Below are 12,037 nucleotides of genomic sequence, written 5' to 3'. Positions count from 1 at the left end.
GATGATCGGATTAACCCGACGAGCCCACCATCACCACCGATCGGTGATATTGCGCGCCACACAACATCTTTTCGAGAATAAACAGCAACGTGATTGCTGAGCCGATCGGCAGCGGCAAATAGGTTTCACCGGCGGTAAAAAACGGGAATTCAGCAACAGGCTGCTCCCATAATTCCGCACACAGCGCGCTGCTGTACCAGAGAATAAAGAGGCTAATCGCCATCAGCATCAGGTCGGCGACCACAAAACAGATCTTACGCGCGCGTTCGCTTAAGCGGTCAGTGACCATACTGACGGCGATATGTGAACCCGCGCGGTAACTTACCGCTGCGCCGACAAAGGTAAACGTCACCATGCAAATAATGGCGATCGGTTCCGGCCAGGATAAAGCGCTGTTCATTACGTAGCGCGCAAAGATCCCCAGCGGAATAATCGCCACCATAATCAGCAGCGCAATTCCGGCGATCCACATTGATATTCGGTAAAGGATATCCATCAACAACGAATAGCGTTCAGCCATAACGATTTTCCCGCGGCAGAAAATAAAGATATAACAGACAAAATAATTATCGGGGCAAGGCTTCCCCTGCCCGTAGCTGTTATTGCACGTCTTTAATGCGGGTCATCAGATCCTGATGGTCTTTGCCGTATTTATCGCGTACTGATTGTGTCGCCTCGTAAAAGGCGGTGGTATCCATATCATGGAATTGCACGCCGCCCGCTTTCATGGCTTCCAGCGACTTCTGATTGTAGGTTTTCCACAATTCACGCTGTTCGTCCTGGGCTTCTTTCGCCAGCTTGAGGATCAATTCCTGATCCTCTTTTTTCAACTTATCCCATTTAACTTTAGAAAATAAAAACAGCTCCGGAATAATAAAGTGCTTACTCCAGGTGTAATTCTTCACAACGGGTAAATAGTTATGCGCAACAAAGGTTGGAGGGTTATTTTCTGTGCCATCAATCACGCCGGTTTGCATACCGCTAAATACTTCGCTAATGCCCATGGCGACCGAGTTGGCTCCCATGGCTTTCAGCGTATCAAGCGCAATCGGGCTGCCCTGCACGCGAATTTTCATCCCTTTCAGGTCTTCCGCTTTCGTGACTGGCGCTTTGGTAATCAAATTACGCGTACCGGCATCCATCCAGCCAAGGAAAACCAACCGCGATTTACTGCTTTCCGACAGGCGATTGCCAATCTCCTGGCCAATCATTCCGTCGAGCACTTTATGCATATGATCTTCATCGCGAAAAATATAGGGCAGCGTAAAGACATTGATCTCCGGTAATATTGCTGCCACTGGCGTCATCGACACGCGAATAATATCTATTGCACCGATTTGCGCCTGTTCAATAACTTGTTTCTCATCGCCTAACACACCGCCAGGAAAGGTTTTAATATCCAGTCGACCATCCGTAGCTGCACTGAGTTTTTCTCCCATATGTTTTACCGCAACAACATTGGGGTAATCTGCCGGGTGAACATCGGCTGCACGAAAAGTTTGGGCTAAAGAGGCGTGAGAGATAAACAGCAGAGCGGAACTAATACAGACTTTTAGTAAGGTTTTCGCTGAATTCATATTTCCGTGTCTCCAGAGGTTTACTGCTTTTTAGGTAAATAAGAGCGACCACGAACAGGGGTTCGAGGTACAACACCAGATAATTTTTATGGGATTGTCTGAGACATTAGACTCTTTGAGAGTAGTCACTCGGCGGGATTCTTGCGACGATAATGTTCACAAAAAAGAGTAAATTCAGCACAGCGTTTTATTTTTGCAGCACAGGTCTTTTTATTTTCAAAAAAACCGTATTTCAGATGTGATTTTTTGCGATCTTCCTCGAATTTTTCCACATCCAGGAGAATGAAAAGGGTGGCTGCCAGAGCCACCCTTTATTTTAACCAACCTGAACCGAAAGCATACTCAGCGAACCCATCTCAATACCGTCTACCGGGATAGTAATGGCCTCGGTGCCGTTCCATGCGCCCAGCACGTACAGCAGCGGCAGGTAGTGATCCGGGGTTGGGTTAGATAACGATCCGCCTTCATGATCGAGGTAATTTACCAGCGGATGCTGCTCAACCGGGCCCTGCCAGGTGAGGTTCGCTTTCACATAATCGTTGAACGATGTGGCCCACGGATACGGCGTATTTTCGCCATGCCAGCGCGCGGTACGCAGGTTATGCACCACGTTGCCGCTGGCCACCAGCATAATGCCCTCATCACGCAGCGCCGCCAGCTTGCGGCCCATCTCAAAATGCCATGCTGCGGGTTTCGTGCTGTCGATACTGAGTTGCACCATCGGGATGTCGGCATTCGGGTACATTTTAATCAGCACGCCCCAGGAGCCGTGGTCAAAGCCCCAGGCTTCCTTATCAAGCACAACGGGCACAGGTGCCAGTAAATCAACCAGATGCTGAGCCAGTTCCGGCGAACCCGGTGCCGGATAATGAGTATCGTACAACGCTTGCGGGAAACCACCGAAATCATGGATAGTTTTCGGCGCTTCCATCGCGGTAACGCCAGTACCACGGGTAAACCAGTGGGCGGATACCACCACAATCGCTTTCGGGCGCGGCAGCGTCTCGCCTAACATTCCCCAGGCGCGGGTATAAACGTTATCTTCCAGAACATTCATTGGGCTACCGTGGCCCAGGAACAGTGCTGGCATACGAGGTGCAGACATGGTGATATCCTTACTGAGTGTGTCAATTTGATAACGACACATTACGCCTTTTCATGGTGCGAAGAACTCAGATAACCATGATGAAGATCTTCAGTAATTTTGAATGTAAGCATCAAGTAAAGATAAGGCTCCGGCCTCGCTTTTCAGGTAACAAACTCTTACATTAATGAGAATGATTATCACAAAGGAGTAATTCATGTCGGTACCGTTGATTCTGACCATCCTGGCTGGCGCAGCGACCTTTATCGGCGCGATTCTTGGCGTGTTAGGTCAGAAACCATCAAACCGCGTACTGGCGTTCTCGCTCGGCTTTGCTGCCGGAATCATGTTATTGATTTCGTTAATGGAGATGTTGCCCGCTGCACTGGCGACGGAAAATATGTCACCGATGCTCGGCTATGGCATGTTTGTCGTGGGCCTGCTGGGGTATTTCGCGCTGGATCGCATGTTACCCCATGCACACCCGCAGGATTTAATGCAGGGTACGCAGCGAACCTTTCCGCGCGGCCTGCGCCGTACCGCCATTTTGCTGACGATGGGTATCAGTCTCCATAACTTCCCGGAAGGCATCGCCACCTATGTCACCGCCAGTAACGACCTGGAATTAGGCCTCGGTATCGCCTTTGCGGTTGCGTTGCACAATATTCCTGAAGGACTTGCGGTTGCCGGGCCGGTTTACGCGGCAACCGGTTCAAAACGCAGCGCAGTATTCTGGGCGGGAATCTCAGGGATGGCGGAGATCCTCGGCGGCGTCCTGGCATGGTTGATCCTCGGCAGTCTGCTCTCGCCAGTGGTGATGGCGGCCATTATGGCAACCGTCGCCGGGATTATGGTGGCATTGTCGGTGGATGAACTGATGCCGCTGGCGAAAGAGATCGATCCCAACAACAATCCCAGCTATGGCGTGCTGTGCGGTATGTCGGTGATGGGCTTAAGCCTTGTGGCGTTGCAGGCGATGGGATTTAGCGGCTGAGGATCGGGACGCTCTTGCAGAGGGCAGGCGCGTCTTATTCGCCCTGCCCGACGCGGCGAGTTTTCTTCAGCTCTTCGAGCACCCGTTGATAAGCTTTATAGATCGCTTCGCGATCGTGGCGGCAGGCTTTGCAATGGCGTTTAAGTACGTGGACATAGCCGAAAACGACGATGATAATCGCCAGAAGCCAGTACCATGAGATAAACATATTGCCTCCCTTATTTCCGGCAAACATTGGTTAACAAACCAATGACAAAATAGCGTTAACTTAATGAATTATAATACTTTAAAACTGTTTTTTATGTCCGTAGAGCAGGTACCACTTTATAAGTAGCACCGCGAAATTTCAATGCGTGAATATTATAAATGCGACAAACATTGACGCAGGACAGGCAAAAAAAATCCGCAGCTTTCGGCCGCGGATTTTTTATCACTAACGCAAGTTAGCTGGCTTTACGCTCATGTTCCTGGCGGTAAGCCACCAGATCTTCAATGGTCACAACAGCCATATTGTGTTGCTTAGCAAATTCGATGCACTCCGGCGCACGCGCCATTGAGCCATCATCATTGGTTAATTCACACAGCACGCCCGCCGGTTTAAAACCCGCCAGCGTCACTAAATCGATCGTTGCTTCAGTATGACCGCCACGGGTCAATACGCCGCCAGGCTGCGCGCGCAGCGGGAAAACGTGGCCAGGACGGTTCAGATCGGAAGGTTTCGCGCCATCGGCAATCGCCGCGCGAACGGTGGTAAGACGGTCAGCCGCCGAAACACCGGTTGTTACGCCATGCGCCGCTTCGATAGTAACGGTAAAACCGGTGCCGTAGGCGCTGGTATTGTTCTCGACCATCATCGGCAGATCGAGCTGTTTCCGGCGTTCGTCGGTCAGGCACAGGCAAACAATGCCGCTGCCGTGGCGAATAGTCAGCGCCATTTGCTCAACGGTCATGGTTTCTGCGGCGAAAATCATATCGCCTTCATTTTCACGGTCCTCGTCGTCGAGCACCATCACACCACGGCCTTCGCGCAGCGCGGCGAGAGCATGTTCAATACGTTCGAAAGGCGTGCCAAAAGAAGAAAGCAGCGTCTGATTCATGGTAAAAGACCTCAATAAAGTTATGGTTACCAGAATCAGGGCAGTCTTAGGAGTGTCGCAATGCGGCAAAAAAATAACGCGAGCGGGCGTCATTGCCCGACAGATTCGTTACTCTCTCCCATCCGGACTTTAACCGTCGGCCCCGGAATTACACCGGATCTGCTGACCTTCAAACGTTAGCCTGAAGCGCTCGCGGGCTTTCAGCATCTGCTGATTTACCGCCGGTGGGGAATTTCGCCCCGCCCTGAGAATAAGCGGGATAACTATAACGCCATTGATAATCTTCGGCAATGCATAAGCTTCAAACAATTCTGGTTTATCACCTGGGTTTATCACACTACAATGACTTATTGAGCCTATCCGAGCAGGGAACCTAAAATGATTGACCCAAAGAAAATTGAACAGATTGCGCGTCAGGTTCACGAATCCATGCCCAAGGGGATCCGTGAGTTCGGGGAAGATGTGGAAAAGAAAATTCGTCAGACGTTACAGGCACAGTTAACTCGCCTGGATCTGGTGAGCCGCGAAGAGTTTGACGTGCAAACGCAGGTATTGCTGCGCACCCGCGAGAAACTGGCGCTGCTGGAGCAACGCCTGAGTGAACTCGAAAATCAGGGGAAAAGCGCAGAAGTCAAACCCGCTCCGGCCATTCCACCGGTAGACGATCAGGCGTAATAGCTTTTGCGCCGAATGGCGCGAGCGCTTTCCGGGCCTGCTCATTATGCAGGCCCGATAACAGGTTTAATCGCCCTGCTTCTGGATCTTTTTGATGATATTGGTGGTTGAACAACCATCTTCAAAGTTGAGCACCAGCACTTCCCCGCCGTTAGCCCAGACTTCTTTGCTGCCCGCAATATCTTCCGCTTTGTAGTCGCCACCTTTTACCAGCAGATCCGGCAAAATTCCGGCAATCAGACGCTGCGGCGTATCTTCTTCAAACGATACAACCCAGTCCACCGCTTCCAGCGCGCTCAGCACGATCATGCGCTGCTCCAGCGGGTTCACCGGGCGGGTTTCGCCTTTCAGCCGTTTGGTGGAAGCGTCGCTGTTAACCGCAACAATCAGGCGATCGCCGAGCTTGCGCGCATTCGCCAGATAAGAGACATGCCCGGCGTGCAAAATGTCGAAGACTCCGTTCGTCATCACCACCTTTTCACCGCGCTTACGCGCCGCAGCGACTGCCGCTTTCAGCTCTTCTTCGCTCATCACGCCGAAGCCGGTTTCTGCACGGCCGCGCACGGCGTTTTCCAGCTCGATAGGCGATACCGTTGAGGTACCGAGTTTACCAACCACTACGCCTGCGGCTGCGTTCGCAAAGTAGCAGGCTTCTTCCAGCGAATTACCCGCCGCCAGCGTTGCTGCCAGCACGCCAATCACCGTATCGCCGGCACCGGTCACGTCATACACTTCCTGTGCCTGGGTCGGCATGTGCAGCGGCGCTTTGCCCGGTTGCAGCAGCGTCATACCTTGCTCGGAGCGGGTCACCAGCAGCGCAGAAAGGTCGTAATCGGCAATCACTTTCATGCCGCGTTCAACGATCTCGTCTTCGTTTTTGCATTTCCCGGCCACCGCTTCAAACTCCGACAGGTTCGGGGTCAGCAGCGTAGCGCCGCGATAGCGCTCAAAATCAGTGCCTTTCGGATCGATCAGTACCGGCACGCCCGCTTTACGCGCCAGCGCAATCATCTGCTGAACGCTGGCCAGCGCGCCTTTGGCGTAATCAGAAAGCACCAGCGCGCCAATGCTGCCGAGCGCCTGGCTGATGCGCTCATGCATCGGCAGGGGATCGACGCCTTCAAACCCTTCTTCAAAGTCCAGGCGGATCAGTTGCTGGTTGCGCGACAGAACGCGCAGTTTGGTAATGGTGGGATGAGTGGGAACAGAAACGAAGTCGCATTTTACATTGACATCCGCCAGCGCCTTGCTCAGTGCGCGAGCCGCATCATCAATACCTGTCAGACCCACCAGACGCGCCGTTGCGCCCAGCGAAGCAATGTTCATCGCCACGTTCGCCGCGCCGCCCGGGCGTTCTTCAATCGTATCGACTTTCACCACCGGCACCGGGGCTTCCGGAGAGATGCGGCTGGTTGGCCCGTACCAGTAACGGTCCAGCATCACATCGCCAACCACCATTACACCCGCCTGGTTAAACTCTGGCAGCGTCACTTTCATTCCTGTCTCCTGAGAGATACAAAATTTGCGCGCGATAATATCATACTTACGCCGGAGCGCACGGTTCCACCAGCCACTTGTCCCAGCTGGTTTTGATCAGCTGGCGTTCGGCGACAAAACACGACAACGCCACATGCCCCGGCAACTCCTGTAATGCCAGGTGGTGCAACTCATCGCGCAGCGTGGTGTAAGCCTGCGTCAGCGCCAGCGCTTCCTGTTCATCCATGATGTTGTTCTGCGCCAGCCCTTCCAGAATGCGCACGTTATCAGACCAGCGCGTCAGCTTCGGTTTGTCATGCGCATAGCGCAGCACCAGATACTGAGCGATAAACTCAATGTCGGTGATACCGCCTTCATCGGCTTTCAGATCGAAGCGATCTTTATGCTTGTTACCAAGGTGAGCACGCATCTTCTCGCGCATCTCGCGCACCTCGGTTTGCAATGTTGCGCCATCGCGCGGGATCATCAGAATATCGCGGCGAATGGCATCAAACTCCACGGCCAGTTGCGGATCGCCGTACACCACGCGCGCGCGCACCAGCGCCTGGTGTTCCCACGTCCAGGCTTCATTTTTCTGGTAATCCGCGAAGGATTCGGTGGTCGTCACTAACATTCCCGCCGCGCCGGACGGGCGCAGGCGCGCATCCACTTCATAGAGAATGCCGGACGAAGTGCGTGTGCTGAACAGGTGCATGATGCGCTGGGCAAGACGCAGATAGAACTGGCGGCCATCGATCTCCCGCTCGCCGTCGGTCATCACATCCATCGGGCAATCGTGCAAAAAGACCAGGTCGAGATCGGAGTTGTAACCCAACTCCCAGCCGCCCAGTTTGCCGTATCCAACGACGGCAAACCCACGCCCTTCCCGATCGCGCAGATGCATTGGCTGACCATAACGCGCCACCATTTGTCCCCATGCCTGCTGCACTACCGCATCGATAATCGCTTCCGCAAGCCACGTCAGATGATCGCTCACTTTCATTACCGGGAGCGTACCGGCAATATCCGCCGCGGCGACGCGCAGCAACTGCGCCTGTTTAAACTGCCGCAGCGCTTCCAGTTGTTGCTCTTCATCATCCTCCGGCACGCGGAGCAGATATTGCCGCAGTTCGTCGCGGTAGGCGTTCATCGCCGTCGGCTGATAAAGCGTAGTGGGATCGAGCAGCTCATCGAGCAGGATTGGGTAACGCGCCAGCTGGCTGGCCACCATCGGCGATGCCGCACAAAGGGAAATAAGATGCTTCAGCGCGCCGGGGAATTCGCTCAGCAGTTCAAGATAAGTGGTACGCGTAATGATGCCTGTCAGCAGCGGCGTCAGGCGCGACAACGGCACTGGCGCGTCGTCTCGCGAGCAGACATCGCTCAGCAAATGCGGCATCAGATGATCCAGCACCTGGCGCCCGCGCGGGCCGATGGTGCGCTTATCCATCTCTTTACGGAAATCAGCAATCAGCGCCACTACGCGGCGGCGATCGTCATCGGAAAGATGTGCCAGCACCGGCGTGGTGTCATCTTCCTGCAGCGCATCCTGCCACAGTTCACGCCAGTTTTCGGAAAGCACATCTTCCGGCGAGTCGCTCTCGTCGTCGCCGATCAGCTCATTGAAGACGCGACGTACAGCGGCCATATGCGTTTCCAGCGTACTGCTGAGTTCATCCCAGCTTGCCACGCCCATTCCCCAGGCCAGCCGGGCGCGGTTGAGATCGTCGCCCGGCAAGGTCTGCGTCTGTTCGTCATTAATGCTTTGCAGCAGGTTTTCCAGACGCCGTAACCAAAGGTAGGCCGCCCGTAACCTGCCAGCTTCGCCTTCAGGTAACAGGTGCAGCTGATCGATGGCTTCCAGCGTTGGCAACAGTGAGCGGGATTGCAGCGCCGGTTCACGGCCACCGCGAATCAACTGAAAAACCTGCACGATAAATTCGATTTCACGAATGCCACCCGCGCCCAGCTTAATGTTGTCTTTCAGGCCACGGCGGCGGACTTCGCGGGCAATCATGCCTTTCATATTACGCAGCGACTGGATCACGCTGAAATCAATGTAGCGGCGGAAAACAAAGGGACGCAGCATGGCACGCAGCTCACGGGCGTGTTTACCGTCGTTATCGCCCATAATGCGCGCTTTCACCATCGCATAGCGCTCCCAGTCGCGCCCCTGCTCCTGGTAATAATCCTCCAGCGCGGCAAAGCTGAGCACCAGCGGGCCGCTATCGCCGAAGGGGCGTAAACGCATATCTACGCGATAGACAAAACCATCCTGCGTTGGCTGGTCGAGTACCTTGATCAGCCGTTGCCCCAGGCGGGTGAAGAACTGAGCGTTATCCAGCTCGCGCCGGCCGCCACGGGTTGCCCCGTTTTCCGGCCAGGCGAAGATCAGATCGATATCGGAAGAGAAATTGAGTTCGCCGCCGCCAAGTTTGCCCATGCCTAAAATCAGCATCGGCTGCGCAACGCCCTGCGGGTTACAGGGCGTTCCCCATTCGCGGCAACAGGCGTCGTACAGCCAGTCGCGCGCGGCGACGATCAGCGTTTCCGCCAGCACGCTCAGTTGCTGCAAGACATCTTCTTCTGCCACCAGCCGCAGCGCCTGCACCCAGGCAATACGCACCATTACCCGACGGCGGAACTGGCGCAGAACGCGCATCAGTGCCGCTTCATCCGTGACATCCCGCAGTGCCGCACTGAGCCATTGCGCGTAGTGCTGCCACTCCGTTGCCTGCGGCGGCGCGCTTTCCAGCTCGGCCAGCCATTCAGGATATGTGATGATACTGTCCTGAACGAAATCACTAAAAGTGAGTACTGACTGCGCCTGCGCACTGAGTGGCTGTGCGGTTAGCACCTCCGGCAGACGGGAAAGCACAGTGTGCCAGTGCTGCGATAACGGCGAGGCATGCGGCATCCGAAGTATCCTTTAGTTAGCGTTTTCCGCTGTGCAGCCAGAACGGCTCCTGCGTAATTGCGGTATTACGAAAGTGTTCGATCTCGATTCTCTGGCGCGTTTCAATGGCGTGGTACAGCCCCTGCCAGTTCTCCAGCCATTCGTTTGCCAGCGCGCGATCGTAATGGCCTGCCAGCAGCAATGCGCTGTCGATGTCACGTGCCAGGCGTGGCAACTGGTCGCGATAGCTGTCGCCCAGCGGTTGTGCGAAGGCTTTTTTCAGCTCCGCCGCACTGCGTGAAAGATGTACATCGGCAAAGCGTTTAAATGAATCGGCAAATTTTACCTGCGCTTTTTCATCAAGGAAGGCGCGCCAGCCCTGCGTTACCAGCCACTCGGTCAACAGCAGTTTTGCCATTGCCGAAGGCGCATCCCATACCGCAGTGTCGGCAGAAACCGCCGAAGTCAGCGTGGCTTCCACCTGCGTCAGTAAATCACGTAAGTGAGCGCTCGCTTTACGCGGCACAATACCGCCAAAAAGCGCCAACGTATGGCGGATTAACGCAATCGCACGCAGTACATCCTGCTTTGCCGCGTTGTTGCCGCGCACCCACAACTCTTCATGGTATTGCCACTGGGAAAGCGCCAGTTCCAGCGCGGCAGCAAAAGCTTGCTCAACGCTGGCCTTCGGGACGGTTTGCAGAATGTCCGTTGGACGGCGCTCGCGTGGGGCATTGCCCTGCGCCAGATGGTAACCACGCGCGGCTTTGCTCAGACTTCCCTGACGCAAAACAGAGAGCGTCACTAGCTGGCGCGCCAGCTTAAGGATATCCGCAGGATCGCCACTCAGCAGCTCCAGCTCCAGCTCGCAAATCGGCTCAGCGGATTCCCCGGCTTTCACTTCGCCGAGATCAAGGCCAATCTCAATTCGGCTCTCACCTACATTGACCAGCCATTTTTCACGGTAAAAATCGGTGCTGAACAGCGGACGCGTACGCGCTTGTAAATCGGCAGGCAGCTCGCCATCGGGCCATACTTCGGCAGGGAAGCGCGACAGATAAAGCTCCGGGCTGGCAAGCGGAATATTGTATTCAGGACGCTGATGTAAACCGCCAATCACCCGTCCGGCAATTTTCATCGTCATCTCATACTGACCGTCAAAACCCCGGATGCGCAGCCCCATATCATGGCCGCGCAGCCAGTTGTCAGGTGTCTCATAGTAAATATTCAGTAACTGGCTGGCGGCGATATGTTCTTCGGTCAGCGTATGTAGATGGTGACGAAGCGTTTCCACGCTGTCGGCATTAACGATAAACTTTAATTCGATTTCCTGAGCCATGGCCTTGCACTTATGGTTATGTCACATCAGTGAAAATTTCGGCGAACTAACGCCCCTGATGTTTGTCAGTAGATAGTATTGTGTGCCAAATTGCCATGCAATGCGCAATTTGCTGGGTGCAAAAGTTCGTATAAGCGCGCAGTTTGACCCGGAAGATTCCGATTGATGCCACCTGCCAGGTGTCGTCAGACTGATGTCACTGTTTCCCATTCACATTTAACGAAAATAATGACTGCCTGATGCCAAAATTACGCCTGATTGGATTGACCCTGGTTGCACTGAGTGTGTCCGTTGGGATCCACGCTGAAGAAAAACGGTATGTTTCCGACGAACTGAATACCTGGGTACGTAGTGGCCCTGGCGATAATTATCGCCTTGTCGGTACGGTAAATGCCGGCGAGGAAGTGACTCTGCTGCAACAAAACAACGATTACGGCCAGGTGCGCGACAGCACCGGGCGCACCTCCTGGATCCCGCTGAAAGAGTTGAACGTAGAGCCAAGCCTGCGTACTCGCGTACCGGAGCTGGAGAACCAGGTCAAGACGTTGACCGATAAACTGAACAATATCGATAACACCTGGAACCAGCGCACGGCTGAAATGCAGCAAAAAGTGGCGCAGAGCGACGGGGTGATCAACGGCCTGAAAGATGAAAACCAGAAGCTGAAAAATGAGTTAATCGTCGCGCAGAAGAAAGTGAACGCGGCGAATCTGCAACTGGACGACAAGCAGCGCACCATCATTATGCAGTGGTTTATGTATGGCGGCGGCGTGCTGGGCGCGGGTTTAATCCTCGGCCTGCTGTTGCCGCACATGATCCCAAGCCGCAAGCGCAAAGATCGCTGGATGAGCTAAGGACATTCGCCATCTTCTCTACACTTACGTATTATCTGTCGACTT

Annotated in this window: 11 protein-coding genes and 1 riboswitch; of the genes, 3 read left to right on the top strand and 8 right to left on the bottom strand. The window is 54.3% G+C overall.

Features of this window, described 5'->3' with window-relative positions; genetic code table 11:
- Positions 1-10: 10 nt before the first annotated feature.
- The 3 genes from DK872_RS10705 to ygiD all read right to left on the bottom strand — a co-directional run bounded on the left by DK872_RS10705 (position 11) and on the right by ygiD (position 2,682).
- On the bottom strand, positions 11-520 hold the full coding sequence (locus DK872_RS10705; protein WP_007370082.1) for a TRAP transporter small permease: 510 nt from the start codon (positions 518-520) through the stop codon (positions 11-13).
- Positions 521-599: 79 nt separating this feature from the next.
- Positions 600-1,577, bottom strand: coding sequence for a TRAP transporter substrate-binding protein (locus tag DK872_RS10700; RefSeq protein ID WP_035887829.1), 978 nt, complete (start codon positions 1,575-1,577; stop codon positions 600-602).
- A gap of 316 nt (positions 1,578-1,893) precedes the next feature.
- Positions 1,894-2,682, bottom strand: coding sequence for a 4,5-DOPA dioxygenase extradiol (ygiD, locus tag DK872_RS10695; RefSeq protein ID WP_202626016.1), 789 nt, complete (start codon positions 2,680-2,682; stop codon positions 1,894-1,896).
- A gap of 196 nt (positions 2,683-2,878) precedes the next feature.
- On the opposite strand from ygiD, the gene zupT reads away from it, so the two are divergent.
- Entirely contained in the window at positions 2,879-3,655 is a 777-nt protein-coding gene (zupT, locus tag DK872_RS10690; RefSeq protein WP_035887835.1) for a zinc transporter ZupT, read from the top strand.
- A 34-nt stretch (positions 3,656-3,689) separates the two neighbouring features.
- Here zupT and DK872_RS10685 read toward each other — a convergent pair whose 3' ends face one another.
- Positions 3,690-3,863: a hypothetical protein gene (locus tag DK872_RS10685; RefSeq protein WP_035887839.1), complete on the bottom strand. Its 174-nt coding sequence runs from the start codon at positions 3,861-3,863 to the stop codon at positions 3,690-3,692.
- Between the two features lie 235 nt (positions 3,864-4,098).
- Positions 4,099-4,752, bottom strand: a complete 654-nt coding sequence (ribB, locus tag DK872_RS10680) for a 3,4-dihydroxy-2-butanone-4-phosphate synthase (protein ID WP_035887841.1) — start codon at positions 4,750-4,752, stop codon at positions 4,099-4,101.
- Positions 4,753-4,858: 106 nt separating this feature from the next.
- A riboswitch (FMN riboswitch) is annotated at positions 4,859-5,008 on the bottom strand.
- A 122-nt stretch (positions 5,009-5,130) separates the two neighbouring features.
- Here ribB and ubiK point away from each other — a divergent pair.
- Positions 5,131-5,427, top strand: a complete 297-nt coding sequence (gene ubiK / locus DK872_RS10675; protein ID WP_007370074.1) for a ubiquinone biosynthesis accessory factor UbiK — start codon at positions 5,131-5,133, stop codon at positions 5,425-5,427.
- 66 nt (positions 5,428-5,493) lie between these two features.
- Here ubiK and hldE read toward each other — a convergent pair whose 3' ends face one another.
- From hldE to DK872_RS10660, 3 genes are read right to left on the bottom strand one after another with little or no spacing between them, the layout of a single operon-like run.
- The gene (gene hldE, locus DK872_RS10670; RefSeq protein WP_007370073.1) at positions 5,494-6,924 is read right to left on the bottom strand and encodes a bifunctional D-glycero-beta-D-manno-heptose-7-phosphate kinase/D-glycero-beta-D-manno-heptose 1-phosphate adenylyltransferase HldE; all 1,431 of its coding nucleotides are present in this window, start codon (positions 6,922-6,924) and stop codon (positions 5,494-5,496) included.
- Positions 6,925-6,970: 46 nt separating this feature from the next.
- Positions 6,971-9,820, bottom strand: a complete 2,850-nt coding sequence (gene glnE / locus DK872_RS10665; RefSeq protein WP_035887844.1) for a bifunctional [glutamate--ammonia ligase]-adenylyl-L-tyrosine phosphorylase/[glutamate--ammonia-ligase] adenylyltransferase — start codon at positions 9,818-9,820, stop codon at positions 6,971-6,973.
- Between the two features lie 16 nt (positions 9,821-9,836).
- Complete coding sequence (locus tag DK872_RS10660; RefSeq protein WP_035887846.1) at positions 9,837-11,138, bottom strand: inorganic triphosphatase; 1,302 nt, start codon at positions 11,136-11,138, stop codon at positions 9,837-9,839.
- A 239-nt stretch (positions 11,139-11,377) separates the two neighbouring features.
- On the opposite strand from DK872_RS10660, the gene DK872_RS10655 reads away from it, so the two are divergent.
- Entirely contained in the window at positions 11,378-11,992 is a 615-nt protein-coding gene (locus DK872_RS10655) for a TIGR04211 family SH3 domain-containing protein (protein WP_007370070.1), read from the top strand.
- Positions 11,993-12,037 lie beyond the last annotated feature (45 nt).

It is taken from the genome of Kosakonia sp. MH5 (assembly GCF_009935945.1).
In the GTDB taxonomy this organism is placed as follows: Bacteria; Pseudomonadota; Gammaproteobacteria; order Enterobacterales; family Enterobacteriaceae; genus Kosakonia; species Kosakonia radicincitans.
The sequence above is the reverse complement of the archived record's forward strand: the minus strand, read 5'-3'. Positions and strand labels throughout refer to the sequence as shown.

Coding starts and splice junctions, on each gene's coding strand:
- ubiK (WP_007370074.1), top strand. CDS start 5,131: ATGATTGACCCAAAGAAAATTGAACAGATTGCGCGTCAGGTTCACGAA.
- ribB (WP_035887841.1), bottom strand. CDS start 4,752: ATGAATCAGACGCTGCTTTCTTCTTTTGGCACGCCTTTCGAACGTATT.
- DK872_RS10685 (WP_035887839.1), bottom strand. CDS start 3,863: ATGTTTATCTCATGGTACTGGCTTCTGGCGATTATCATCGTCGTTTTC.
- DK872_RS10655 (WP_007370070.1), top strand. CDS start 11,378: ATGCCAAAATTACGCCTGATTGGATTGACCCTGGTTGCACTGAGTGTG.
- zupT (WP_035887835.1), top strand. CDS start 2,879: ATGTCGGTACCGTTGATTCTGACCATCCTGGCTGGCGCAGCGACCTTT.
- ygiD (WP_202626016.1), bottom strand. CDS start 2,682: ATGTCTGCACCTCGTATGCCAGCACTGTTCCTGGGCCACGGTAGCCCA.
- DK872_RS10700 (WP_035887829.1), bottom strand. CDS start 1,577: ATGAATTCAGCGAAAACCTTACTAAAAGTCTGTATTAGTTCCGCTCTG.
- DK872_RS10705 (WP_007370082.1), bottom strand. CDS start 520: ATGGCTGAACGCTATTCGTTGTTGATGGATATCCTTTACCGAATATCA.
- DK872_RS10660 (WP_035887846.1), bottom strand. CDS start 11,138: ATGGCTCAGGAAATCGAATTAAAGTTTATCGTTAATGCCGACAGCGTG.
- glnE (WP_035887844.1), bottom strand. CDS start 9,820: ATGCCGCATGCCTCGCCGTTATCGCAGCACTGGCACACTGTGCTTTCC.
- hldE (WP_007370073.1), bottom strand. CDS start 6,924: ATGAAAGTGACGCTGCCAGAGTTTAACCAGGCGGGTGTAATGGTGGTT.